Source organism: Streptomyces sp. NPDC051217 (genome assembly GCF_044455465.1).
In the GTDB taxonomy this organism is placed as follows: domain Bacteria; phylum Actinomycetota; class Actinomycetes; order Streptomycetales; family Streptomycetaceae; genus Streptomyces.
Genome location: NZ_JBITEV010000008.1, coordinates 124,687 through 148,155 on the forward strand (window position 1 = coordinate 124,687; position 23,469 = coordinate 148,155).

The 23,469-nt window shown below is 67.5% G+C and carries 36 protein-coding genes; 2 read left to right on the forward strand and 34 right to left on the reverse strand.

Annotated features, from left to right (window positions below):
- Positions 1 to 2: 2 nt before the first annotated feature.
- Positions 3 to 947, forward strand: a complete 945-nt coding sequence (locus ACIBBB_RS19610; RefSeq protein ID WP_398983597.1) for a DUF389 domain-containing protein — start codon at positions 3 to 5, stop codon at positions 945 to 947.
- A gap of 71 nt (positions 948 to 1,018) precedes the next feature.
- On the opposite strand, the gene glmM is transcribed toward ACIBBB_RS19610, so the two are convergent.
- The 4 genes from glmM to ACIBBB_RS19630 form a co-directional block, all read right to left on the reverse strand.
- Entirely contained in the window at positions 1,019 to 2,386 is a 1,368-nt protein-coding gene (gene glmM, locus ACIBBB_RS19615; RefSeq protein ID WP_398983599.1) for a phosphoglucosamine mutase, read from the reverse strand.
- A 211-nt stretch (positions 2,387 to 2,597) separates the two neighbouring features.
- Complete coding sequence (rpsI, locus tag ACIBBB_RS19620; RefSeq protein ID WP_189107637.1) at positions 2,598 to 3,125, reverse strand: 30S ribosomal protein S9; 528 nt, start codon at positions 3,123 to 3,125, stop codon at positions 2,598 to 2,600.
- Between the two features lie 42 nt (positions 3,126 to 3,167).
- A complete protein-coding gene (gene rplM, locus ACIBBB_RS19625; protein WP_398983602.1) occupies positions 3,168 to 3,611 on the reverse strand; it encodes a 50S ribosomal protein L13 in 444 nt (147 codons plus the stop codon).
- 250 nt (positions 3,612 to 3,861) lie between these two features.
- The gene (locus tag ACIBBB_RS19630; RefSeq protein ID WP_398983604.1) at positions 3,862 to 5,493 is read right to left on the reverse strand and encodes an ABC-F family ATP-binding cassette domain-containing protein; all 1,632 of its coding nucleotides are present in this window, start codon (positions 5,491 to 5,493) and stop codon (positions 3,862 to 3,864) included.
- An 86-nt stretch (positions 5,494 to 5,579) separates the two neighbouring features.
- Between ACIBBB_RS19630 and ACIBBB_RS19635 the strand changes: the two genes are divergently transcribed.
- On the forward strand, positions 5,580 to 6,464 hold the full coding sequence (locus ACIBBB_RS19635) for a hypothetical protein (RefSeq protein WP_398983606.1): 885 nt from the start codon (positions 5,580 to 5,582) through the stop codon (positions 6,462 to 6,464).
- On the opposite strand, the gene truA is transcribed toward ACIBBB_RS19635, so the two are convergent.
- The 30 genes from truA to rplC form a co-directional block, all read right to left on the reverse strand.
- The gene (gene truA, locus ACIBBB_RS19640) at positions 6,432 to 7,331 is read right to left on the reverse strand and encodes a tRNA pseudouridine(38-40) synthase TruA (protein ID WP_398983608.1); all 900 of its coding nucleotides are present in this window, start codon (positions 7,329 to 7,331) and stop codon (positions 6,432 to 6,434) included. The two genes, ACIBBB_RS19635 and truA, sit on opposite strands and share 33 nt — an antisense overlap.
- A 101-nt stretch (positions 7,332 to 7,432) precedes the next feature.
- Positions 7,433 to 7,948 carry a 50S ribosomal protein L17 gene (gene rplQ, locus ACIBBB_RS19645; RefSeq protein ID WP_398983610.1) on the reverse strand — a complete coding sequence of 172 codons (516 nt, stop codon included), beginning with the start codon at positions 7,946 to 7,948 and terminating at the stop codon, positions 7,433 to 7,435.
- Between the two features lie 80 nt (positions 7,949 to 8,028).
- A complete protein-coding gene (locus tag ACIBBB_RS19650) occupies positions 8,029 to 9,051 on the reverse strand; it encodes a DNA-directed RNA polymerase subunit alpha (RefSeq protein ID WP_003956430.1) in 1,023 nt (340 codons plus the stop codon).
- Between the two features lie 143 nt (positions 9,052 to 9,194).
- A complete protein-coding gene (gene rpsK / locus ACIBBB_RS19655) occupies positions 9,195 to 9,599 on the reverse strand; it encodes a 30S ribosomal protein S11 (RefSeq protein WP_003956432.1) in 405 nt (134 codons plus the stop codon).
- Positions 9,600 to 9,663: 64 nt separating this feature from the next.
- Positions 9,664 to 10,044 carry a 30S ribosomal protein S13 gene (rpsM, locus tag ACIBBB_RS19660; RefSeq protein ID WP_164252337.1) on the reverse strand — a complete coding sequence of 127 codons (381 nt, stop codon included), beginning with the start codon at positions 10,042 to 10,044 and terminating at the stop codon, positions 9,664 to 9,666.
- Positions 10,045 to 10,230: 186 nt separating this feature from the next.
- Entirely contained in the window at positions 10,231 to 10,344 is a 114-nt protein-coding gene (rpmJ, locus tag ACIBBB_RS19665) for a 50S ribosomal protein L36 (RefSeq protein WP_003956441.1), read from the reverse strand.
- Positions 10,345 to 10,399: 55 nt separating this feature from the next.
- The gene (gene infA, locus ACIBBB_RS19670; RefSeq protein ID WP_003956442.1) at positions 10,400 to 10,621 is read right to left on the reverse strand and encodes a translation initiation factor IF-1; all 222 of its coding nucleotides are present in this window, start codon (positions 10,619 to 10,621) and stop codon (positions 10,400 to 10,402) included.
- A gap of 193 nt (positions 10,622 to 10,814) precedes the next feature.
- A complete protein-coding gene (map, locus tag ACIBBB_RS19675; protein WP_398983947.1) occupies positions 10,815 to 11,651 on the reverse strand; it encodes a type I methionyl aminopeptidase in 837 nt (278 codons plus the stop codon).
- Between the two features lie 164 nt (positions 11,652 to 11,815).
- Positions 11,816 to 12,478: an adenylate kinase gene (locus ACIBBB_RS19680; protein WP_398983613.1), complete on the reverse strand. Its 663-nt coding sequence runs from the start codon at positions 12,476 to 12,478 to the stop codon at positions 11,816 to 11,818.
- The gene (secY, locus tag ACIBBB_RS19685; protein WP_078075536.1) at positions 12,478 to 13,797 is read right to left on the reverse strand and encodes a preprotein translocase subunit SecY; all 1,320 of its coding nucleotides are present in this window, start codon (positions 13,795 to 13,797) and stop codon (positions 12,478 to 12,480) included. The genes ACIBBB_RS19680 and secY overlap by 1 nt, the downstream gene beginning before the upstream one ends.
- A gap of 266 nt (positions 13,798 to 14,063) precedes the next feature.
- Positions 14,064 to 14,519 (reverse strand): 50S ribosomal protein L15, encoded by a 456-nt coding sequence (gene rplO, locus ACIBBB_RS19690; RefSeq protein WP_078075537.1) that lies wholly within the window; start codon positions 14,517 to 14,519, stop codon positions 14,064 to 14,066.
- 1 nt (position 14,520) lies between these two features.
- Positions 14,521 to 14,703 carry a 50S ribosomal protein L30 gene (gene rpmD, locus ACIBBB_RS19695; RefSeq protein ID WP_189107645.1) on the reverse strand — a complete coding sequence of 61 codons (183 nt, stop codon included), beginning with the start codon at positions 14,701 to 14,703 and terminating at the stop codon, positions 14,521 to 14,523.
- Entirely contained in the window at positions 14,703 to 15,305 is a 603-nt protein-coding gene (gene rpsE / locus ACIBBB_RS19700) for a 30S ribosomal protein S5 (RefSeq protein ID WP_023539330.1), read from the reverse strand. The genes rpmD and rpsE overlap by 1 nt, the downstream gene beginning before the upstream one ends.
- 46 nt (positions 15,306 to 15,351) lie before the next feature.
- Complete coding sequence (gene rplR, locus ACIBBB_RS19705) at positions 15,352 to 15,735, reverse strand: 50S ribosomal protein L18 (protein WP_398983617.1); 384 nt, start codon at positions 15,733 to 15,735, stop codon at positions 15,352 to 15,354.
- A 2-nt stretch (positions 15,736 to 15,737) separates the two neighbouring features.
- Entirely contained in the window at positions 15,738 to 16,277 is a 540-nt protein-coding gene (gene rplF / locus ACIBBB_RS19710; RefSeq protein WP_078075540.1) for a 50S ribosomal protein L6, read from the reverse strand.
- Positions 16,278 to 16,298: 21 nt separating this feature from the next.
- Positions 16,299 to 16,697 carry a 30S ribosomal protein S8 gene (rpsH, locus tag ACIBBB_RS19715; protein WP_398983620.1) on the reverse strand — a complete coding sequence of 133 codons (399 nt, stop codon included), beginning with the start codon at positions 16,695 to 16,697 and terminating at the stop codon, positions 16,299 to 16,301.
- A gap of 226 nt (positions 16,698 to 16,923) precedes the next feature.
- A complete protein-coding gene (locus ACIBBB_RS19720) occupies positions 16,924 to 17,109 on the reverse strand; it encodes a type Z 30S ribosomal protein S14 (RefSeq protein ID WP_003948630.1) in 186 nt (61 codons plus the stop codon).
- A 2-nt stretch (positions 17,110 to 17,111) separates the two neighbouring features.
- Positions 17,112 to 17,669: a 50S ribosomal protein L5 gene (gene rplE / locus ACIBBB_RS19725; RefSeq protein WP_023539334.1), complete on the reverse strand. Its 558-nt coding sequence runs from the start codon at positions 17,667 to 17,669 to the stop codon at positions 17,112 to 17,114.
- Entirely contained in the window at positions 17,669 to 17,992 is a 324-nt protein-coding gene (gene rplX / locus ACIBBB_RS19730; protein ID WP_398983622.1) for a 50S ribosomal protein L24, read from the reverse strand. Before rplX ends, rplE begins: the two co-directional genes overlap by 1 nt.
- Positions 17,993 to 17,994: 2 nt before the next feature.
- Positions 17,995 to 18,363 carry a 50S ribosomal protein L14 gene (gene rplN, locus ACIBBB_RS19735; RefSeq protein ID WP_023539336.1) on the reverse strand — a complete coding sequence of 123 codons (369 nt, stop codon included), beginning with the start codon at positions 18,361 to 18,363 and terminating at the stop codon, positions 17,995 to 17,997.
- 103 nt (positions 18,364 to 18,466) lie between these two features.
- The gene (gene rpsQ, locus ACIBBB_RS19740) at positions 18,467 to 18,757 is read right to left on the reverse strand and encodes a 30S ribosomal protein S17 (RefSeq protein WP_189107649.1); all 291 of its coding nucleotides are present in this window, start codon (positions 18,755 to 18,757) and stop codon (positions 18,467 to 18,469) included.
- Positions 18,757 to 18,981 (reverse strand): 50S ribosomal protein L29, encoded by a 225-nt coding sequence (gene rpmC / locus ACIBBB_RS19745; RefSeq protein WP_031230018.1) that lies wholly within the window; start codon positions 18,979 to 18,981, stop codon positions 18,757 to 18,759. Before rpmC ends, rpsQ begins: the two co-directional genes overlap by 1 nt.
- Positions 18,981 to 19,400 carry a 50S ribosomal protein L16 gene (rplP, locus tag ACIBBB_RS19750; protein WP_023539339.1) on the reverse strand — a complete coding sequence of 140 codons (420 nt, stop codon included), beginning with the start codon at positions 19,398 to 19,400 and terminating at the stop codon, positions 18,981 to 18,983. The genes rpmC and rplP overlap by 1 nt, the downstream gene beginning before the upstream one ends.
- 5 nt (positions 19,401 to 19,405) lie before the next feature.
- Positions 19,406 to 20,260, reverse strand: coding sequence for a 30S ribosomal protein S3 (gene rpsC, locus ACIBBB_RS19755; RefSeq protein ID WP_398983626.1), 855 nt, complete (start codon positions 20,258 to 20,260; stop codon positions 19,406 to 19,408).
- Positions 20,260 to 20,607, reverse strand: a complete 348-nt coding sequence (gene rplV / locus ACIBBB_RS19760; protein ID WP_364605559.1) for a 50S ribosomal protein L22 — start codon at positions 20,605 to 20,607, stop codon at positions 20,260 to 20,262. Before rplV ends, rpsC begins: the two co-directional genes overlap by 1 nt.
- Positions 20,608 to 20,649: 42 nt before the next feature.
- Positions 20,650 to 20,931 carry a 30S ribosomal protein S19 gene (rpsS, locus tag ACIBBB_RS19765; RefSeq protein ID WP_023539342.1) on the reverse strand — a complete coding sequence of 94 codons (282 nt, stop codon included), beginning with the start codon at positions 20,929 to 20,931 and terminating at the stop codon, positions 20,650 to 20,652.
- 12 nt (positions 20,932 to 20,943) lie between these two features.
- Entirely contained in the window at positions 20,944 to 21,780 is an 837-nt protein-coding gene (gene rplB, locus ACIBBB_RS19770; RefSeq protein ID WP_147874343.1) for a 50S ribosomal protein L2, read from the reverse strand.
- 47 nt (positions 21,781 to 21,827) lie between these two features.
- Positions 21,828 to 22,145 carry a 50S ribosomal protein L23 gene (gene rplW, locus ACIBBB_RS19775; RefSeq protein ID WP_078075546.1) on the reverse strand — a complete coding sequence of 106 codons (318 nt, stop codon included), beginning with the start codon at positions 22,143 to 22,145 and terminating at the stop codon, positions 21,828 to 21,830.
- On the reverse strand, positions 22,145 to 22,807 hold the full coding sequence (gene rplD / locus ACIBBB_RS19780) for a 50S ribosomal protein L4 (protein WP_398983629.1): 663 nt from the start codon (positions 22,805 to 22,807) through the stop codon (positions 22,145 to 22,147). Before rplD ends, rplW begins: the two co-directional genes overlap by 1 nt.
- 4 nt (positions 22,808 to 22,811) lie before the next feature.
- On the reverse strand, positions 22,812 to 23,456 hold the full coding sequence (gene rplC, locus ACIBBB_RS19785) for a 50S ribosomal protein L3 (protein ID WP_354607261.1): 645 nt from the start codon (positions 23,454 to 23,456) through the stop codon (positions 22,812 to 22,814).
- Positions 23,457 to 23,469: the final 13 nt, after the last annotated feature.

Sequence of the window (23,469 nt, forward strand, 5' to 3'; positions counted from 1 at the left end):
CCGTGCTGCATCTGCGCCTGATCGTCCCCGCCGACCTGACCGACCGCGTCGTGAGCACCCTGGAGCGGACCGTCGGCGCCACCCACCTGGTGGTCGTCCCGGGCGCCGCCCGCGACCCGGCGGGCGATCTCGTCCTGTGCGACGTCGCGCGCGAGGCGGGCGACGGTCTCATCGCCGAGCTGCGCGGTCTCGGACTCGACGAGAACGGATCGATCGCCGCCGACGACATCGGGCTGTCCCTCTCCCGGCGCGCCGATCAGGCGGAGGAGGATGCCCCGGGCGAGGGCGCCGACGCCGTGCTGTGGGAGCAACTGGCGGACGCGACCCACGAGGAGTCCACCCTCTCGGTCACGTATCTCGCCTTCCTCACCCTCGCGACGATGATCGCCGCCTGCGGTGTGGTGCTGGACAACGCGATCCTGATCGTCGGGGCGATGGCGGTGGGGCCCGAGTTCGGGCCGCTCGCCGGGATCTGCACGGCGGTGGTACGGCGCTCCGCGCGGCTCGCCCTGCGCTCAACGGGCGCGCTGCTCGCGGGGTTCGCCGCCGCGATGGTGCTGACGACCGGCTTCAGCCTGCTGATGAACGCGTTCGGACTGTTCCACAGGTCCATGCTGGAGGCGGACCGCCCGAACACCTCCTTCATCTTCAACCCGGACCTGTTCTCCCTGGTGGTCGCGGTGCTCGCCGGGGTGGCCGGCATGCTCTCGCTGACCTCGGCCAAGTCCGGCGCGCTGGTCGGCGTCGCCATCTCGGTGACCACGGTCCCCGCCGCCGCGAACGCGGCCGTCGCCCTCGGCTACGGCGATCTGTACCAGGTGGGGGGCTCCAGCGGCCAGCTCCTGATCAACCTCGGCGGCATCGTCGCCGCCGGAACGCTCACCCTGCTGGTCCAGAAAGCACTCTGGGCCAAGGGGCGCGGGAAGCCGGTGCCCGAGAGCCACTGACCTCCCGCCCGAAGCGCCACCGCGATCCCGCCGGAAGCGTCGGTCCCGCCGACCCCGGAGACCCGACTCCCTTACCCCAGCGCCGACTTCACCACGTCCGCCAGCCGCCCTGCCACCGCGCGCGCCTGCTCGATGTCGGCCGCCTCCACCATCACCCGTACCAGCGGCTCCGTACCCGAAGGCCGCAGCAGCACCCGGCCCGTCGACCCGAGCTGCTCCTCCGCCTCCGACACCGCCGTCGCCAGCTCCGCCGACGTCGTGACGCGCGACTTGTCCACGTCGGGCACATTCACCAGGACCTGCGGCAGCCGCCGCATCACGCCCGCCAGGTCCGCCAGCGACCGGCCCGTGCTCGCCACGCGCGCCGCCAGCATCAGACCGGTCAGCGTGCCGTCGCCGGTCGTCGCGTGGTCGAGGACGATGACATGCCCGGACTGCTCCCCGCCGAGGGCGTAGCCGTGCTCCTTCATCGACTCCAGTACGTAACGGTCGCCGACCGCCGTCTGTACGAGGGTGATGCCCTCACGCTCCATCGCGATCTTGAAGCCGAGGTTGGACATCACCGTCCCCACGACCGCGTCCTCGCGCAGCGTCCCCGCCTCACGCATCGCGAGGGCCAGCACGGCGAGGATCTGGTCGCCGTCGACCTCCTCGCCCGCCGCGTCCACGGCGAGACAGCGGTCGGCGTCGCCGTCGTGCGCGATGCCGAGGTCCGCGCCGTGCTCGACGACCGCGGCCTTCAGGAGGTCCAGATGGGTCGAGCCGCAGCCGTCGTTGATGTTCAGGCCGTCCGGCTCCGCGCCGATCGTGACGATCTCGGCGCCGGCGCGGGTGAACGCCTCCGGCGACACACGGGCCGCGGCGCCGTGCGCCTCGTCCAGGACGATCTTGAGCCCGTCGAGCCGGTTCGGCAGCACCCCGATGAGATGCGCGATGTACTGGTCGAAGCCCTCGTCGTACTCACGGACCCGTCCCACGCCCGCACCGGTCGGCCGCTCCCACGGGGCACCCGTGCGGTGCACGGTGTTCTCCAGATACGCGGCCTCGATCCGGTCCTCCAGCTCGTCGGCCAGCTTGTGACCGCCGCGCGCGAAGAACTTGATGCCGTTGTCCGGCATGGCGTTGTGGCTCGCGGAGAGCATCACGCCGAGGTCGGCACCCAGCGCACCGGTGAGATACGCCACCGCGGGAGTGGGCAGCACACCGACGCGCAGGACGTCCACGCCCGCGCTCGCGAGACCCGCCACCACGGCGGCCTCCAGGAACTCACCCGAGGCACGCGGATCGCGCCCCACCACCGCTGTCGCCCGATGGCCCTCGAACGTGCCCGCCTCGGCGAGTACGTGTGCCGCCGCGACCGAGAGGCCGAGCGTCAGCTCCGCCGTCAGATCCGCGTTGGCGATACCGCGCACGCCGTCCGTGCCGAAGAGTCGTCCCACAGCTGTCCCTCCGAAAATGCTCAGAACTTGCCCCGAAGAGCTCCGCCAAGATCCAAGGAGAACACGGGGATTGCCCGGGGGATCATCCAGGGGATCGGGAAGCTCGGAAAACGAACGCCCCGGCAGCACGGAGTGCCGCCGGGGCGAACATATGCCATACATACGCCGTGAAGCCGTAAGGGCCATGGCGTGGTAAGGCCGAGCGAGCGGTTTAGCGCTTGCTGTACTGCGGCGCCTTGCGGGCCTTCTTGAGACCGGCCTTCTTGCGCTCGACCGCGCGGTCGTCACGGCTCAGGAAGCCGGCCTTCTTCAGCGGGGCGCGGTTGTTGTCCACGTCCGCCTCGTTCAGCGAGCGGGCCACACCGAGGCGCAGCGCGCCGGCCTGGCCGGAGACGCCGCCACCCGAGATACGGGCGATGACGTCGTAGCGGTTGTCGAGTTCGAGCACCTTGAAGGGCTCGTTGACAGCCTGCTGGTGGACCTTGTTCGGGAAGTAGTCCTCGAGCGAACGCCCGTTGATCTTCCACTTGCCGCTGCCCGGAACGATCCGGACACGGGCGATGGCGTTCTTACGACGGCCCAGGCCGGCGGCCGGCTGGGGGTCGCCGAAGCGGGAAGCCAGCGACTCGGAGGTGTACTCGCCCTCGACGGGGGTCTCCGACTCGAAGGTCGTCACCTCGGCGAACGTCTCTTCGCCCTCGGGGGCGTCGACGGGGGTCTCTGCGGTGGTCTCGGCCACGATGTTCCTCAGATTTCTTTTCGTCTTAGGCGGTGGCCGGGATTACTGCGCGACCTGGGTGATCTCGAACGGGACCGGCTGCTGGGCCGCGTGCGGGTGCTGGTCGCCCGCGTACACCTTCAGCTTCGAGAGCATCTGACGGCCCAGGGTGTTCTTGGGGATCATGCCCTTGATGGCCTTTTCCACGGCCTTCTCGGGGCTCTTGGCGAGCAGCTCGTCGTAGCGGACGGAACGCAGACCACCCGGGTAGCCGGAGTGGCGGTACGCCATCTTCTGGGTCTTCTTGTTGCCGGAGAGGTGGACCTTCTCGGCGTTGATGATGACGACGAAGTCGCCCATGTCCATGTGAGGGGCGTAGATCGGCTTGTGCTTGCCCCGGAGGAGGTTCGCTGCCGTAGTCGCCAGACGGCCCAGGACGATGTCCTGCGCGTCGATGATGTGCCACTGGCGCGTGACATCGCCGGGCTTGGGGCTGTACGTACGCACGGTCGTAGCCTTCGCTTCTTCAGTGAGTGGGTCCTGACAAGGCCACCCGGACGATCACGACAGCCCTGGCAGACGTACGGGGACGCAACCCGTGCCTGCCGCTGGATCATCGGCCCGGTGGACCGGCGTAAGGGCCTCTCACGTGAGAATGAACAAGCCAATACGCATAACGAACCAGAAGGATACCCAGGGTGCGCCGTACGGGTCAAAACGAGGCCCCCCAAGGGCCCCGGCCCCGCCCGCGCGAGCCCTACCGCGCCCGCTCCACCCGCCGCTCGTCCCACACCGGCTCCACGCTCTCCCGCACCACCCCGTCCGACCCGAAGACCAGGTACCGGTCGAAGCTCTTCGCGAACCACCGGTCGTGCGTGACGGCGAGCACCGTCCCCTCGTACGCCTCAAGCCCGTCCTGAAGGGCCTCCGCCGACTCCAGGTCCAGGTTGTCCGTCGGCTCGTCCAGCAGCAGCGCCGTCGTCCCGCCCAGCTCCAGCAGCAGGATCTGGAAACGCGCCTGCTGCCCGCCCGACAGCTTGTCGAACGGCTGGTCCCCCTGCCGCTCCAGCTCGTAGCGGCGCAGCACGCTCATCGCACCGCCCCGGTCCTTCGCGTGCTCGGTCCACAGGATGTCGACCAGGGTCCGCCCCAGCAGCTCCGGGTGCGCGTGCGTCTGCGCGAAGTGGCCGGGCACGACGCGGGCGCCCAGCTTCCACTTCCCCGTGTGCGCGACCGACGGATCGCCCGCGAGCAGCCGCAGGAAGTGCGACTTGCCGGAGCCGTTCGACCCGAGGACCGCGACCCGCTCGCCGTAGAAGATCTCCAGCGAGAACGGCGTCATCAGACCGGTCAGCTCCAGGTTCTCGCAGGTCACCGCCCGTACCCCGGTACGCCCGCCCTTGAGCCGCATCCGGATGTCCTGCTCGCGCGGCGGTTCCTGCGGCGGGCCGGCGTCCTCGAACTTGCGCAGCCGCGTCTGGGCGGCCCGGTAGCGCGAGGCCATGCCGTCGTTGTACTTGGCCTTCTGCCCCAGGGCCCTGACCAGCTCCTTGAGCTGGACGTGCTGCTCGTCCCAGCGCCGGCGCAGCTCCTCGAAGCGGGCGAACCGCTCCTTGCGGGCCGCGTGGTACGTACCGAAGCCGCCGCCGTGCACCCAGACGTCCGACCCGGCCGGGCCCGGCTCCACGCTCACGATCCGCTGGGCGCTGCGCGCCAGCAGCTCGCGGTCGTGCGAGACGAACAGCACGGTCTTGGAGGTCTCCTTGAGCCGCTCCTCCAGCCACCGCTTCCCCGGCACGTCCAGATAGTTGTCCGGCTCGTCGAGCAGCAGGACCTCGTCGGGCCCGCGCAGCAGCGCCTCCAGCACCAGCCGTTTCTGCTCGCCGCCGCTGAGCGTCTTCAGCGCGCGCCACTGGGCCTTCTCATACGGGACGCCGAGCGCCGCGACCGTACAGGTGTCCCACAGGGTCTCGGCCTCGTACCCCCGCACCTCCGCCCAGTCGCTGAGCGCCTGCGCGTAGCTCATCTGCGCGGCCTCGTCGTCCCGCTCCATGATGGCGTTCTCGGCGGCGTCCACGGCCCTCGCCGCTTCCCTGATGCGCGGCTGGGCGACGGAGACCAGCAGGTCGCGGACGGTGCGCTCGTCCCGTACGGAGCCGACGAACTGCTCCATCACGCCGAGCCCGCCGGAGACGGTGACCGTCCCGCCGTGCGGCTGGAGGTCCCCCGCCATCAGCCGCAGCAGCGTCGTCTTGCCCGCGCCGTTGGCGCCCACGAGCGCCACGACGGCGCCTTCGCCGACCCGGAACGAGGCATCGCCGAGGAGCACCCGCCCGTCCGGTAGGTAGTACTCCAGATGCGCGGCCTCAAGATGTCCCATGCTTCGCATTGTCAGGGCCAGGACCCCACTCTCCCAACCATTTTCCCCTCCCGTACCCCGACCGGATCACCTCCCGCGCGGTTTAAACTCCCGCCATGAGCTTTGGTCAAGGGGGGCCCTACGGACCGCCCCCACAAGGGCCGTACGGATCGCGTGACCCGCAGGGGCAGACACCGGACTGGGCCGCGCTCGCCGACGCCTCGGCACAGCGCGCCCGGCGCAGGCGGTGGATGCTGATAGGCGGCGGCGCGCTCGCGACCGCCGCCGTCGCGGCGATCGTCGCGACGGCCGTCGTGTCCATGAACGGCGACGGCGGCGGGCGGGCGAGCGACAAGAACGCGAGCGACCTGCCCGCGCCGCCCGACCTGCCCAGCGAGAGCGCCGAGCCCGAGCCGTCCTTCTCGGAGGCCGTGCCGCTGCCGCCGCCGAACCCGAAGGACTTCATCTCCACCGAGGACAAGGACACGGCGCCGCTCGGCGCGGACACCCTGTTCCCCGGCTCCAAGCTGACGATGGGCGACCGCGAGTACACGAAGGGCGCGACGAACCGCACCACGAACTGCGCCGGCGCCACCCAGGACGACCTCGGCTCGATCCTCGCCTCCAACACCTGCGACCAGGTCATCCGCGCCACGTACACCCGTGGTGGCACGGCGGTGACCGTCGGTGTCGCCGTTTTCTCCACCGAGACGCAGGCGCTGAAGGCGAAGAAGGAGGCGCGCGGCGGTCTGGCCTCACTCTCCGGGTCGGGTGTCCCGACGTTCTGCCGGGGAGGCACGATCTGCCGCAAGACCACCAACTCGGTAGGCCGGTACGTGTACTTCACCGTCGGCGGCTTCACCAACGGCAAGGACGTCGTGAAGACGGACAAGGACGTCTACACCACCGGTGACGACGTCGCGGAGTTCACCTTCCTCCAGATCCGCAAGCGCGGTGAGACGCAGGCGTCAGCAGCAGCCACCGCACCCGTCGACCAGTGACGTGGTGCCTGTCCCGCCGGCAGCCGGCAGGGTCCGCTTGTTGCGGGCCAGCCGGTTGCGGGCGGCGAGCTGGTCGTCGGCCGGGTAGCCGACCTCCTCCAGGGTGAGTCCGTGCGGCCGTACGACATGGACGGCCGAGTCCCGCACCCCGGCGGCCAGCACCTTCGCCGGCCACTCCACGGGCCGGTGCCCGTCGCCGACGAACAGCAGCGCGCCGACCAGCGAGCGCACCATGTTGTGGCAGAAGGCGTCGGCACGCACCGTAGCGGTGACGACGCCGTGCGCGTCCCGCTCCCACTCCAGCCGCTGGAGCGTACGGATCGTCGTCGCGCCCTCGCGCCTCTTGCAGTACGCGGCGAAGTCGTGCTCCCCAAGCAGCCCCGCCGACGCGGCGTTCATCGCCTCCACGTCCAACGTCCAGTCGTGCCACAGGACATGGCTGCGCAGCAGCGGGTCGACGCCGCCGGGATCGTCGGTGACGCGGTAGGCGTAGCGCCGCCAGATCGCCGAGAAACGGGCGTTGAAGCCCGGTGGGGCCTCCTCGGCCCGCCACACCCGCACATCGTGCGCCAGACGCCCCGCGAGGCGCCGCAGCAGCCTCTCCCGGTGCTCGGCCCACAGTTCGACGGGCAGGTCGACGTGCGCGACCTGGCCGCGCGCGTGCACGCCCGCGTCCGTCCGTCCCGCGACGGTGAGCTCGTACGTCCGCGCGGACCGGGTCACGACCTTCAGCGCGTCCTCGATGTCCCCCTGGACGGTCCGCCGGGTGGCCTGCCGCGCCCAGCCGGAGAAGTCCTTCCCGTCGTAACTCAGGTCGAGCCGCACCCGTACGAACCCGGGCGCCGCCCCCTCGATGTCCTCACTCACCCGCGGCTCCTCTCCAAAGCCTCTCCAAAGCCTCTCGAAACGGAGCGGGCCCGCCCCCGTGAGGGAGCGGGCCCGTCCTTCGGACAGTCGTCAGAACGCGCTCAGGCGTCCTTGGGCTCGTCCTTGGCCTCGGTCTCGACCGGCTTGGCGTCCTCGACGGGGGCGTCCTCCGTGGAGTCCGCCTCCTTCTTGAGGGCGTCTTCCTTGACGGCGCGCTTCGTGGCGGCCTCGGCCTCACCGGTGGCCTTCTGCGCCACGGTCAGGGCCTCGACCAGCTCGATGACCGCCATCGGGGCGTTGTCGCCACGACGGGGACCGATCTTGGTGATGCGGGTGTAGCCACCGGGGCGGTTCTCGTACCGCGGGGCGATCTCGGTGAAGAGCGAGTGCACGATGCTCTTGTCCGTGATCGTCTGGAGAACGAGGCGACGGTTGTGGATGTCGCCCTTCTTCGCCTTGGTGACCAGACGCTCGGCGACCGGACGCAGGCGGCGGGCCTTGGCCTCGGTCGTCGTGATCTTGCCGTGCTCGAACAGCGCCTTCGCGAGGTTCGCGAGAAGCAGCCGCTCGTGCGCGGCGCTGCCGCCCAGACGGGCACCCTTGGCGGGCTTCGGCATGGTGTTACCCCTTCATATCTGCACCGGCCGTATCAGGTACCGGTGTCAGTTCCCCGCAGACGGATGTCCGCGGAAAGGCTTCAGTACTGCTCGGTCTCCACGAAACCGGCGTCCGCGTCGTCGTCCGCGCCGAACGCGTCGGCGGCGGCGGTGGGGTCGAATCCGGGCGGGCTGTCCTTGAGGGCCAGGCCCATGCCGGCCAGCTTCGCCTTGACCTCGTCGATCGACTTGGCGCCGAAGTTACGGATGTCGAGCAGGTCCGCCTCGGACCGCGCCACGAGCTCACCCACGGAGTGGATGCCCTCGCGCTTGAGGCAGTTGTACGACCGAACGGTGAGCTCCAGCTCCTCGATCGGCAGGGCGAGATCGGCGGCGAGCGCCGCGTCCGTCGGCGACGGGCCCATGTCGATGCCCTCGGCGTCGATGTTGAGCTCGCGCGCCAGACCGAACAGCTCGACCAGCGTCTTGCCGGCGGACGCCATGGCGTCGCGGGGGCGCATGGCCTGCTTGGTCTCGACGTCGACGATCAGCTTGTCGAAGTCGGTGCGCTGCTCGACACGGGTCGCCTCGACCTTGTACGTGACCTTGAGCACCGGCGAGTAGATGGAGTCGACCGGGATACGGCCGATCTCCTGGCCCACCTGCTTGTTCTGGACGGCGGAGACGTAGCCGCGACCGCGCTCGACGGTCAGCTCCATCTCCAGCTTGCCCTTGCCGTTCAGCGTCGCCAGCACGAGGTCCGGGTTGTGGACCTCGACACCGGCCGGGGGCGCGATGTCGGCGGCGGTGACCAGGCCGGGGCCCTGCTTGCGCAGGTACATCACGACCGGCTCGTCGTGCTCCGAGGAGACGACGAGCTGCTTGATGTTGAGGATGAGGTCGGTGACGTCCTCCTTGACGCCCGGCACGGTGGTGAACTCGTGCAGGACCCCGTCGATCCGGATGCTGGTGACAGCGGCTCCGGGGATCGAGGAGAGGAGCGTACGGCGCAGAGAGTTACCGAGCGTGTAGCCGAAACCCGGCTCCAGGGGCTCGATCACGAACCGCGAGCGGTATTCGTCGACGACCTCTTCGGTCAGCGACGGACGCTGAGCGATAAGCATGGAAATGCCTCCAGTCTTGGCACCCGCTATTTGATGCCAACAGAACAAGGATACGGGCGGTACGGGGCGAAGGCCCCGTACCGCCCGCGGTGCTTCTTCAGCCGGCTCCGCCGGCGGGCCGCACCCTCAGGGGGTGCGGAGAATCAAACGCGGCGACGCTTCGGGGGGCGGCAGCCGTTGTGCGGGGTGGGGGTGACGTCCTGGATCGAACCCACCTCCAGGCCGGTGGCCTGGAGCGAGCGGATCGCGGTCTCACGGCCGGAGCCGGGACCCTTGACGAAGACGTCGACCTTGCGCATGCCGTGCTCCTGCGCCCGGCGGGCGGCCGACTCGGCGGCCATCTGCGCGGCGAAGGGGGTGGACTTGCGCGAGCCCTTGAAGCCGACGTGGCCGGCGGAGGCCCAGGAGATCACGTTGCCCGAGGGGTCGGTGATGGAGACGATGGTGTTGTTGAACGTGCTCTTGATGTGGGCGTGCCCATGAGCGACGTTCTTCTTTTCCTTGCGGCGCACCTTCTTGGCAGCGCCCTGACGACCCTTGGGGGGCATCTATTACTCCTACGGGAGGTGGTCGGTCCTACAGCGAAGACCGCTGATGAGCGTCCGCTGAGGACTACTTCTTGCCCGGCTTCTTCTTGCCGGCGATGGCGCGACGCGGACCCTTGCGGGTACGAGCGTTCGTGCTCGTGCGCTGGCCGTGGACCGGCAGGCCGCGACGGTGGCGCAGACCCTGGTAGCAGCCGATCTCGACCTTGCGGCGGATGTCGGCCTGGATCTCGCGACGGAGGTCACCCTCGGTCTTGAGGTTGCCGTCCACGTACTCGCGGAGCTTGACGAGGTCTTCCTCGGCGAGGTCGCGGACGCGCACGTTGGGGTCGACGCCGGTGGCGGCGAGGGTCTCCTTGGACCGGGTGCGCCCGATGCCGAAGACATAGGTGAGGGCGACCTCGACGCGCTTTTCGCGCGGGAGGTCAACGCCTGCGAGGCGTGCCATTCATGGCTCCTGTGTGATTTCGGAGGTCTTCCGCAGTGACTATCCCGGACCGCTGTGCTCTCTCCGGGTCCCCGGCCTCCGCCGGAGGTGTCGGCGCCATCAGCTGGTGCGGATGGCGTCGGACACTGCGTATATACGTTGTCGCTCGCGTCGCGCGAAGTACTGCGAGATGCAGGGGGTCGTGCGTCAGCCCTGGCGCTGCTTGTGGCGCAGGTTGTCACAGATGACCATGACCCGACCGTGACGGCGGATCACCTTGCACTTGTCGCAGATCTTCTTGACGCTCGGCTTGACCTTCATGGTGTGAGGTTCTCCGGGTCAGTGCCGGCACCCCGGGAGCGGGGTGAGGCAAGATCTACTTGTATCGGTAGACGATCCGGCCACGCGTCAGATCGTAGGGAGACAGCTCCACCACTACCCGGTCATCGGGAAGGATTCGGATGTAGTGCATCCGCATCTTGCCGCTGATGTGCGCGAGGACCTTGTGACCGTTCTGGAGCTCCACCTTGAACATGGCGTTCGGGAGAGACTCGATCACGGTGCCCTCAATTTCGATGGCACCTTGCTTCTTGGCCACGCTTCGCCCTTCGAATCGGCTACCTTGATCGATTCTGGGCCGCCGTATGCGGACACACGGGTACACCAGAGCCGACGCGTCAGTCTACGGCAGGGCTCTCGAAAACACGAATCGTTGAGTTTGCCCACCCTCGGAGATCGTCAACCCTTGGAGAACGGGCCACACCCGTACGGCCCAGGGCCGGGGCGGCTCCTCACGCCAGCGGATCCGGCGCCGCCGTCACACCCAGCTCCGCCAGCTTCGCCTTACCGCCATCGACCGCCGTCAGGACCAGCGGGCCGTCCTCCGTCAGCGCGACCGAGTGCTCCCAGTGCGAGGACCAGGTGCCGTCGGTCGTGATGACCGTCCACTCGTCGGCCAGGACCTCCGTGTGCGGCGTGCCGAGCGAGACCATCGGCTCGATCGCCAGACAGAAGCCGGGGACCAGCTTCGGGCCCTTGCCGCGCTTGCGTGAGACGTAGTTCAGCAGGTGCGGGTCCATATGCATCTGGCTGCCGATGCCGTGGCCGCCGTAATCCTCGACGATGCCGTACCTGCCGCCGCCGGGCTTCGGCTGGCGGCGGATGTACGTCTCGATCGCCCGCGAGACGTCGACCAGCCGGGCACCGCCCCGCATCGCGGCGATCCCCGCCCACATCGCCCCCTCCGTCACGCGCGAGAGCTCGACCAGCTCCGGAGCGTGACCGCCGCCCACGAAGGCCGTGAAGGCCGCGTCACCGTGCCAGCCGTCCACGATCGCGCCGGCGTCGATCGAGATGATGTCGCCGTCCTTCAGTACGGTCGTGGTGTCCGGGATCCCGTGCACCACCACCTCGTTGACCGAGGTGCAGATCGTCGCGGGGAACCCGCCGTAACCGAGGAAGTTGGGCTTCGCGCCATGGTCGGCGAGGACCTTGCGCGCGACCTCGTCCAGGTCCTTCGTGGTGGCGCCGGGCACCGCGGCCTCGCCGGTGGCCGCGTGGATCGCGGCGACGACCAGCCCGGCCTCGCGCATCTTCGCGATCTGCTCGGGGGTCTTGATCTCCACCATGACGGCGGCCTGCCTCACTCGGTCGAAGAAACGTTGTCTCCCCGCGCGGCGTCCGCGCGGGAACATCTACGGTAGTCGCCGGACAGCAGTACGGCCGTGGTGCCCCTCGGGGCGCCCCGGCCGTATCACTGTGCCGTACAAGGTGGAACCACGGTGAACCGGACCTATGCGGCCCGGCCCCCCTCCTCCAGAGCCGCCATCGCGCGCTCGGTCACCTCGGCGACCTTGCCCAGCGCCGAGATGGTGACCACGAGGCCCTGCTCCCGGTAGTGGTCGATGATCGGCTCGGTCTGCGTGTGGTAGACCTCCAGCCGCGTGCGGACCGTCTCCTCCGAGTCGTCGTCCCGCTGGTACAGCTCGCCGCCGCACTCGTCACACACACCCTGCTTCTTCGGCGGGCTGTACGTGACGTGGAAGACGTGCGAGCTGTCGTTGCGGCAGATCCGCCGACCGGCGATCCGCTTGACCACCTCGTCCTCGTCGACCTCCAGGTCCAGCACGGCGTCCAGGTGCAGCCCCTCGGCCGTGAGCGCCTTGTCGAGCGCTTCGGCCTGCGAGACGTTGCGGGGAAAGCCGTCCAGAAGGAAGCCGTTCGCGGCGTCCGGCTGCCCCATCCGATCCAGCGCCATCGCGATGGTGACCTCGTCGGGAACCAGGTTCCCGGCGTCCATGTAGCCCTTCGCCTGCACGCCGAGGTCGGTGCCCCGGCTGATGTTGGCGCGGAAGAGGTCACCGGTGGAGATGTGCGGGATGGACAGGTTCTTGGCGAGGTACGCAGCCTGCGTTCCCTTGCCGGCACCGGGCGGTCCGACGAGGACGATTCGCATCAGCGGAGGAACCCTTCGTAATTACGCTGCTGGAGCTGGCTCTCGATCTGCTTCACGGTCTCCAGACCCACACCCACGATGATCAGGATGCTTGTCCCGCCGAACGGGAAGTTCTGGTTCGCGCCGCCGAAGCCTGCCAACGCCATCGTTGGGACGAGAGCGATCAACCCCAGGTACAGCGAGCCCGGCCAAGTGATCCGGTTGAGTACGTAACTCAGATACTCGGCAGTAGGTCGACCGGCCCGGATGCCCGGGATGAAGCCACCATACTTCTTCATGTTGTCCGCTACTTCTTCGGGGTTGAACGTGATGGCCACGTAGAAGAAGGCGAAGAACACGACCAGCACGAAGTAGGTCGCGATGTAGTACGGATGGTCGCCCTTGATGAAGTGGGCTTCGATCCAGGTCTTCCAGCCCGACTGCGAACTGGAGAACTGCGCGATCAGCGCCGGGATGTAGAGCAGCGACGACGCGAAGATGACCGGGATCACACCCGCCTGGTTGACCTTCAGCGGGATGTACGTCGACGTACCGCCGTAGGACCTGCGGCCGATCATCCGCTTCGCGTACTGCACGGGGATCCGGCGCTGCGCCTGTTCGACGAAGACGACGAGACCCACCATCACGAAGCCGATCAGAATGACCGTGCCGAACTCGATCCAGCCCTGAGCGAGCTTGCCGCTCTCCTTGATGGCCCACAGCGCGCCGGGGAAGCCGGCGGCGATGGAGATGAACATCAGGATGGACATGCCGTTGCCGATGCCCTTGTCGGTGATCATCTCACCGAGCCACATGACGGCGGCCGTACCGGCGGTCATCGTGATGACCATCGTGACGGTGATGAAGATCGACTGGTCGGGAACGATCTCCGAGGCCACGGGGCAGCCGCTGAAGAGCGCGCCGCTGCGTGCGGTTGCCACCAGACCGGTGCCCTGGAGCACCGCGAGGGCGACTGTCAGGTATCGGGTGTACTGAGTGATCTTGGCCTGGCCGGACTGCCCTTCCTTCTTGAGGGCTTCGAGTCGGGGGATGACCACGGTCAGCAGCTGCAGGATGATGCTTGCCGTGATGTACGGCATGATGCCGAGCGCGAAGATCGTAATCTGCAGCAGCGCTCCGCCGCTGAACATGTTCACCAAGCCGAACAGGCTGTTATTGCCCTTCTGGGCTGCGTCGACGCACGTCTGTACGTTCTCGTAGCTGACGCCCGGGACGGGGATGTGCGCCCCGAACCGGTACAGCACGATGATGAACAGCGTGAAGAGCAGCTTCTTGCGCAGGTCGGGCGTCTTGAACGCCCGGGCGAACGCGGTGAGCACGGTGCCTCCTGCGACCCCCGCGCTCGCGCGTCAAGGGTGACGGTCTTGAGGATCGACGGATACATATCAGGCAAAAAGCCACGCGACCACCCCTGCGGACAGTCCGCGTGGCTCGGGGTCCGGGGGCGGGCCCCCGGGTTCATACAGCAACAGTGCACGCCACCTTACCGGCGTACCCGCTCCACTAGGAACGACCAACCGGGGATGCCCCTTTTGAGAGGCACCCCCGGTTGGTCGTTCAGTCCATCGAATTCGTCCGAGACGTCTCAGACGAGTTCGGTGACGGAGCCGCCGGCGGCGGCAATCTTCTCCTTGGCGGAGCCGGAAGCGGCGTCAACCGAAACCGTCAGCGCCACGGAGATCTCGCCCTGGCCCAGGACCTTGACGAGGCTGTTCTTGCGGACCGCACCCTTGTCGACCAGATCGGCCACAGTGACCTCGCCACCCTGCGGGTAGAGCTCGGCCAGCTTGTCCAGGTTGACCACCTGGTACTCGGTACGGAACGGGTTCTTGAAGCCCTTGAGCTTCGGCAGCCGCATGTGGAGGGGCATCTGCCCGCCCTCGAAGCGTGCCGGAACCTGGTAACGGGCCTTGGTGCCCTTGGTGCCACGACCCGCTGTCTTGCCCTTGGACGCCTCGCCACGGCCCACACGGGTCTTGGCGGTCTTGGCTCCGGGGGCAGGACGGAGGTTGTGGACCTTCAGCGGCTTCTGCTCCGCCATGTCAGTCGACCTCCTCAACCGTCACGAGGTGCCGCACGGTGTTGGCCATGCCGCGGAACTCGGGACGATCTTCCTTGACAACCACATCGTTGACCCGCTTGAGGCCGAGCGAACGAAGGGTCTCGCGGTGGTTCTGCTTGCTGCCGATGTACGACTTCTTCTGCGTGATCTTGAGACGGGCCATTACGCACCCGCTCCCGCACGCGCACGAAGCAGAGCCGCGGGGGCGACGTCCTCAAGGGGCAGACCGCGGCGGGCCGCGATCTCCTCGGGACGCTGCAGACCCTGGAGGGCCGCCACGGTCGCGTGCACGATGTTGATCGGGTTCGACGAACCGAGCGACTTCGACAGGATGTCGTGGACGCCGGCGCACTCGAGCACCGCGCGCACCGGGCCACCGGCGATGACGCCGGTACCGGGGGACGCGGGCTTGAGCAGGACGACGCCCGCCGCCTTCTCACCCTGGATCGGGTGCGGGATGGTGCCCTGGATACGGGGGACCTTGAAGAAGTGCTTCTTGGCCTCCTCAACACCCTTGGCGATGGCGGCCGGCACCTCCTTGGCCTTGCCGTAACCGACACCCACGGTGCCGTCACCGTCGCCCACCACGACCAGCGCGGTGAAGCTGAAGCGACGACCACCCTTCACGACCTTGGCGACACGGTTGATCGCGACGACACGCTCGACGTACGCGGTCTTCTCGGCGGCAGCGCCACCGTCACGGCCCTTCCGGTCCCGCCGCTCGCCGCCACCGGCACCGCTTCCGCGGCGCTGGGGTCCAGCCATTGGATTTACCTCTCTCTGTTACGTCCGCTAGCTCCGGAACCGGGGCTTAGAACTTCAGCCCGGCTTCACGGGCGGCGTCAGCCAGAGCGGCAATCCGCCCGGCGTACTGGTTGCCACCACGGTCGAACACGACAGCCTCGATACCGGCGGCCTTGGCGCGCTCGGCGACCAGGGCACCCACCCGCTGTGCCTGGGCGCTCTTGTCGCCCTCGCCACCGCGGATCGACGAGTCCAGGCTCGACGCCGAAGCGAGCGTGTGGCCCGCGATGTCGTCGACGACCTGGGCCACCATGTGGCGGTTGGAACGCGTCACAACGAGCCGCGGGCGGACCTGCGTGCCCGAGACCTTCTTGCGTACGCGGATGTGACGGCGCTTGATGGCAGCGGCCTTGTAGGCCTTGCCCTTGGCGATCTTTACACCGTATGCCATGGCTACTTACCCGCCTTTCCGACCTTGCGGCGGATGACCTCGCCGGCGTACTTGACGCCCTTGGCCTTGTACGGGTCGGGCTTCCGCAGCTTGCGGATGTTCGCCGCGACCTCGCCGACCTTCTGCTTGTCGATGCCCTCGACACTGAGCTTCGTCGGGGACTCGACCTTGAAGGTGATGCCCTCGGGGGCCTCGACGACGATCGGGTGGCTGTATCCGAGCGCGAACTCCAGGTTGGAGCCCTTCGCCTGGACGCGGTAACCGACACCGCTGATTTCGAGCGCCTTGGTGTATCCCTGGGTCACACCGGTGATCATGTTCGCCACCAGCGTGCGGGACAGGCCGTGCAGGGCCTTGTTCTGACGCTCGTCGTTCGGACGCAGCACCTTGAGGGTGCCGTCATCGTCCTTGGAGACCTCGATCGGCGCTGCGACGGTGTGCGAGAGGGAACCCTTGGGGCCCTTCACCGCGACCGTGCGGCCGTCGATGGTGACGTCCACACCGGTGGGAACCTGGATGGGGAGCTTGCCGATTCGCGACATGAGCTTTTCCTCCGTTCCCGACTACCAGACGTAGGCGAGGACTTCCCCACCTACGCCCTTCTTGCCTGCCTGCTGGCCGGTCAGAAGACCGTGGGACGTGGAGATGATCGCCACGCCCAGGCCGCCGAGCACCTTGGGCAGGTTGGTGGACTTGGCATACACGCGCAGACCCGGCTTCGAGATGCGCTTGATGCCGGCGATCGAACGCTCGCGGTTCGGGCCGAACTTCAGCTCAAGGGTGAGGCTCTTGCCGACCTCGGCGTCCTCGACCTTCCAGCCGGTGATGAAGCCCTCCTGCTGGAGGATCTCCGCGATGTGCGACTTGATCTTGCTGTGCGGCATCTCGACGCTGTCGTGATACGCCGAGTTCGCGTTACGCAGACGCGTGAGCATGTCTGCGATGGGATCAGTCATGGTCATGAATTGGCCTTCGGCCTCTCTCGCCGGGGTTTCCTGTATGCGCCATCCCTCTCCCCGCTCGATGGCGGGACGGGTGCGGTGCGGGGACCTACGGCGTAGTAAGTTTTGGGCGCCGGACGCCCAACCCCGCAAGCCTACGGCATGTGGGGCAGGGCATCCGCCGACCAGTTGCTTACCGAGAGCTCTGGTTGATTCCTTACTTCAACTCAACGCTGAAGTAGCGGAATTACCAGGAGCTCTTGGTGACGCCCGGCAGCTCGCCGCGGTGTGCCATCTCACGAAGGCAGACACGGCAGAGGCCGAACTTGCGGTAGACGGAGTGGGGACGCCCGCAGCGCTGGCAGCGGGTGTAACCGCGCACGCCGAACTTCGGCTTGCGGGCGGCCTTAGCGATCAGAGCCTTCTTCGCCACGGTCAGTTCTCCTTGAACGGGAAGCCGAGGTGACGAAGGAGGGCACGACCCTCGTCGTCGTTGGTCGCCGTGGTCACCACGGTGATGTCCATGCCCCGGACCCGGTCGATCTTGTCCTGGTCGATCTCGTGGAACATGACCTGCTCCGTGAGACCGAAGGTGTAGTTGCCACGGCCGTCGAACTGCTTGGGCGACAGGCCGCGGAAGTCACGGATACGCGGCAGCGCGAGCGACAGCGTACGGTCCAGGAACTCCCACATGCGGTCACCGCGGAGGGTGACGTGGCAGCCGATCGGCTGCCCCTCGCGCAGCTTGAACTGCGCGATCGACTTGCGGGCCTTGGTCACGGCCGGCTTCTGGCCGGTGATCGTGGTGAGGTCCTTGATGGCACCCTCGATCAGCTTGGAGTCGCGGGCGGCGTCGCCCACACCCATGTTGACCACGATCTTGACGAGACCGGGGACCTGCATGACGTTCTCCAGGGAGAACTCCTCACGCAGCTTGCCGGCGATCTCCTCGCGGTAGCGCAGCTTCAGACGCGGCGCGGTTGTGGTCGTCATCAGATGTCCTCACCGGTCCGCTTGGCAACGCGGATCTTGTTGCCCTCGTCGTCAAAGCGGTACCCGACGCGGGTGACGACCTTCTTGCCGTCCTTCTCCACGACCAGCGACACGTTGCTGATGTGGACAGGGGCCTCGGTCGTCACGATGCCGCCGGTCTGCGAACCACGAGCGGTCTGGCCGGCCTTGGTGTGCTTCTTGACCCGGTTGACACCCTCGACGAGGACACGGTCCTGCGTGGGGTAGGCCACGATGACCTTGCCCTGCTTGCCCTTGTCCTTACCGGTGATGACCTGAACCAGGTCGCCCTTCTTGATCTTCATGCTTACAGCACCTCCGGCGCGAGCGAGATGATCTTCATGAACTTCTTCTCGCGCAGCTCACGGCCCACCGGGCCGAAGATACGGGTGCCACGAGGGTCGCCGTCGTTCTTCAGAATGACGGCGGCGTTCTCGTCGAAGCGGATGTACGAGCCGTCCTGGCGGCGGCGCTCCTTCACGGTGCGAACGATGACCGCCTTGATGACGTCACCCTTCTTCACGTTGCCACCGGGGATCGCGTCCTTGACGGTGGCGACGATGACGTCACCGATACCCGCGTAGCGGCGACCCGAGCCACCGAGAACACGGATGCAAAGGATCTCCTTGGCACCAGTGTTGTCGGCGACACGCAGTCGCGACTCCTGCTGGATCACGTCTATCTCCTGATCGTCTGCCGGTTCCCGGTGGGGGCCGTGACGTACGTACGGCCCCCACCGAGCCTGGCGGAACTACTCCCAGAGAATGCCCTGGGAGGGATTACTTGGCCTTCTCGAGGATCTCGACGATGCGCCAGCGCTTCGTCGCCGACAGCGGCCGGGTCTCCATGAGGAGGACACGGTCGCCGATCCCGGCGGCGTTCTGCTCGTCGTGCGCCTTGAGCTTGTTCGTACGGCGGATGACCTTGCCGTACAGGGCGTGCTTCACGCGGTCCTCGACAGCGACGACGACGGTCTTGTCCATCTTGTCGCTGACGACGAGACCCTCACGGGTCTTGCGGAATCCGCGGTCGCTCTTCGCGGTCGTCTCAGTCACGTTGCTCTCAGTCATCAGGCGCTCTCCACCGTCTCGATGCCCAGCTCGCGCTCACGCATCAGGGTGTAGATCCGCGCGATGTCCTTCCGGACCAGCTTCAGCCGGCCGTGGTTCTCAAGCTGACCGGTCGCCGCCTGGAAGCGGAGATTGAACAGCTCTTCCTTGGCCTCGCGAAGCTTGTCGACAAGCTCCTCGTTGCCCAGTTCACGCAGCTCGGACGCCTTGGTAACGGCCGCCATCACGACTCACCTGCCTCGCGCCGAACGATGCGGCACTTCATCGGAAGCTTGTGGGCGGCGCGGGTGAGCGCCTCCTTGGCAACCTTCTCGTTCGGGTAGGACAGCTCGAACATCACCCGACCGGGCTTGACGTTCGCGATCCACCATTCGGGAGAACCCTTACCGGAACCCATGCGGGTCTCGGCGGGCTTCTTCGTCAGGGGACGGTCCGGATAGATGTTGATCCAGACCTTGCCGCCACGCTTGATGTGACGGGTCATCGCGATACGAGCGGCCTCGATCTGACGGTTCGTCACGTATGCCGGGGTCAGCGCCTGGATGCCGTACTCGCCGAACGCAACCTGCGTGCCACCCTTGGACATTCCGCTGCGCTTCGGGTGGTGCTGCTTGCGGTGCTTGACCCTACGGGGGATCAGCATTTCGGTCAGGCCTCCGTTCCGCCGGTAGAAGTGGGCGCGGCCTCCGCGGCCGGAGCAGCCGTCGCGTCGGCCTTGGGGGCCTCCGCACCGGGAGCCTGCTGCGGCTTGCGGCCACCACGGCCGCCGCCACGCTCGCCACCGCGGCCACCGCGGCCGGCGGGACGGTCGTTGCCGCCACCACGGGCCGGACGGTTGCCCGCGCGCGCCGCGGCGTTCTCGGCGCGCACCTCGGCGATGTTCTTGACGTCGCCCTTGTAGATCCAGACCTTCACGCCGATACGGCCGAAGGTCGTCTTGGCCTCGAAGAAGCCGTAGTCGACGTTGGCCCGGAGCGTGTGCAGGGGCACGCGGCCCTCGCGGTAGAACTCCGAGCGCGACATCTCGGCGCCGCCGAGACGGCCACCACACTGGATCTTGATGCCCTTGGCGCCGGCCTTCATCGTCGACTGCATGCTCTTACGCATGGCGCGACGGAAGGAGACACGCGAGGACAGCTGCTCGGCGACGGCCTGGGCCACCAGCTGAGCGTCCACCTCGGGGTTCTTGACCTCAAGGATGTTCAGCTGGACCTGCTTGCCGGTCAGCTTCTCCAGCTCGCCGCGGATACGGTCGGCCTCGGCGCCGCGGCGGCCGATGACGATGCCCGGACGTGCGGTGTGGATGTCCACGCGGACGCGGTCACGGGTGCGCTCGATCTCCACCTTGGAGATACCGGCACGCTCCATGCCCTTCGTCATCATGCGACGAATGGAGACGTCTTCCTTGACGTAGTCCGCGTACAGCTTGTCGGCGTACCAACGGGACTTGAAGTCCGTGGTGATGCCGAGCCGGAACCCATGCGGGTTAACCTTCTGGCCCATTACCGGGTTCCTTCCTTGCTGCTGAGGACCACGGTGATGTGGCTGGTCCGCTTACGGATCCGGTAGGCACGCCCCTGGGCGCGCGGCCGGAACCGCTTGAGGGTCGGACCCTCGTCCACGTACGCCTCGCTGATGACCAGCGAAGTGGCGTCTGGGTGGTCGTAGTTGTGCGCGGCGTTGGCAATGGCGCTGTCAAGCACCTTGCCGACCGGCACGCTCGCGGCCTGCGGGGCGAAACGCAGGACCGCCTGAGCCTCCGTGGCATCCATGCCACGGATGAGGTCCACCACGCGGCGGGCCTTCATGGGCGTGACGCGGATGTACCGCGCCTGGGCCCTGGCTTCCATGGTTGTCCCTTCGGTGTGAGTCATAGTCGTTTCCACCCCGCCTTAGCGGCGCTTCGACTTCCGGTCGTCCTTGACGTGGCCGCGGAAGGTGCGAGTCGGCGAGAACTCGCCGAGCTTGTGGCCGACCATCGACTCGGTGACGAACACCGGGACATGGATCTTGCCGTTGTGCACCGCGATGGTGTGGCCCAGCATTGCCGGGATGATCATCGAGCGACGGGACCAGGTCTTGATGACGTTCTTGGTGCCAGCTTCGTTCTGGACGTCCACCTTCTTGATGAGGTGGCCGTCGACGAAGGGCCCCTTCTTGAGACTGCGCGGCATCTAAACCCGCTCCTAGCGCTTCTTGTTCGTCTTGCGGCGGCGGACGATGTACTTGTTGCTCGCCTTCTTCGGCGAACGCGTACGACCTTCCTTCTGACCCCACGGGCTGACCGGGTGGCGACCACCTGAAGTCTTGCCCTCACCACCACCGTGCGGGTGGTCAACAGGGTTCATGGCGACACCGCGGACGGTCGGGCGGACGCCCTTCCAGCGCATACGGCCGGCCTTGCCCCAGTTGATGTTCGACTGCTCGGCGTTGCCGACCTCACCGATGGTGGCGCGGCAGCGGACGTCGACCAGCCGGATCTCTCCGGACGGCATACGAAGGTGGGCCATGGAGCCCTCCTTCGCCAGCAGCTGTACGGAAGTGCCCGCGGAACGGGCGAACTTCGCGCCGCCGCCGGGACGCAGCTCGATGGCGTGGATGGTCGTACCGACCGGGATGTTGCGCAGCGCCAGGTTGTTGCCGGGCTTGATGTCGGCGGACGGGCCGTTCTCGACACGGCTGCCCTGCGTCAGGCCACGCGGCGCGAGAATGTAGCGCTTCTCGCCGTCCGCGTAGTGCAGGAGCGCGATGCGCGCGGTGCGGTTCGGGTCGTACTCGATGTGCGCGACCTTGGCCGGCACGCCGTCCTTGTCGTGACGACGAAAATCGATCACGCGAAAAGCGCGCTTGTGGCCGCCGCCCTGGTGGCGAACGGTCACACGACCGGCGTTGTTACGGCCGCCCTTGCTGTGCAGGGGGCGGACCAGCGACTTCTCCGGCGTGGACCGCGTGATCTCGACGAAGTCGGCGACGCTGGAGCCACGACGGCCCGGGGTCGTCGGCTTGTACTTGCGGATACCCATTTCTCAGTCCTCGGAATATTCCGGACTTCGATTCGATCCGACTCCCGTTAGGAAGTCGGGCCGCCGAAGATGTCGATACGGTCGCCCTCGGCGAGGGTCACGATGGCGCGCTTGGTGTCCGAGCGCTTGCCGAAACCGGTGCGGGTGCGCTTGCGCTTGCCCTGCCGGTTGATCGTGTTGACCCCGGTGACCTTGACCGAGAAGACCGCCTCGACGGCCTGCTTGATCTGGGTCTTGTTGGAGCCGGGCGCGACGATGAACGTGTACTTGTTCTCGTCGAGCAGCGCGTAGCTCTTCTCGGACACCACAGGCTTGACGAGAACGTCACGCGGGTCCGTGAAGGTCTTGCTGGTGATCTCGGCCATCAGGCTTCGCTCCCCTCGGTGTCGGCAGTCTGTCGCGCAGCCCCGCCGGACACGAAGGACTCGAAGGCGGCCTTGGTGAAGACCACGTCGTCGGAGACAAGCACGTCGTATGTGTTGAGCTGTCCCGGGTCCAGCAGGTGGACCTCGGGGAGGTTGCGCGCGGACAGCCACGCGGCCTCGTCGCTCCGCTCGACGACCAGGAGCACGTGCTTGCGCTCACTGACCTTGCCGAGCAGGCTCTTGGCGGCCTTGGTGGACGCCGCGCCCTCGACCACGTCGGAGACGACGTGGATACGAGCGTTGCGGGCCCGGTCCGAGAGGGCCCCGCGCAGGGCGGCGACCTTCATCTTCTTCGGGGTCCGCTGCGAGTAGTCACGCGGGGTGGGGCCGTGTACGACGCCACCGCCGGCGAACTGCGGCGCACGGGTCGAACCCTGACGGGCGCGGCCGGTGCCCTTCTGGCGGTAAGGCTTCTTGCCACCACCACGGACCTCGCCACGGCGCTTGACCTTGTGCGTGCCCTGACGGGCGGCGGCCAGCTGCGCGACGACGACCTGGTGGATCAGCGGGATGCTGACCTTGGCGTCGAAGATCTCGGCCGGGAGCTCGACGGTCCCGGTCTTGTCGCCCGAGGGCGACATGATGTCGATGGTGCTGCTCATGTCTTCAGGCCCCCTTCGCCGCGGTGCGGACCAGGACGAGGCCGCCGTTCGGACCAGGAACCGCACCCTTGATCAGGATGAGGCCCTTCTCCGCGTCAACGGCGTGAACGGTCAGGTTCTGGGTGGTGACCCGCTCATTGCCCATACGGCCGGCCATCCGCATGCCCTTGAACACGCGGCCCGGGGTGGCACAGCCACCGATGGAGCCGGGAGAGCGGTGCTTGCGCTGGGTTCCGTGACCGGCGCCGAGGCCCTTGAAGTTGTGACGCTTCATGACACCGGCGAAGCCCTTGCCCTTGCTCTTGCCCGTGACGTCCACGCGGACGCCGGACTCGAACACAGCGGCGGTGACCTCCTGGCCGAGCGTGTACTCGGACGCGTCGGAGGTGCGGAGCTCCACCAGGTGGCGGCGGGGGGTCACGTCGGCCTTGGCGAAGTGGCCCTTGAGGGGCTTGTTCACCTTGCGCGGGTCGATCTCGCCGAAGGCGATCTGGACCGACTCGTAGCCGTCGGAGTCATTCGTACGGACCTGGGTAACGACGCAGGGTCCGGCCTTGACCACGGTCACCGGGACGACACGGTTGTTCTCGTCCCAGACCTGGGTCATGCCGAGCTTCTCGCCCAGGACACCCTTGATCTGCTTTGCCATCTCTTCCGCGCCT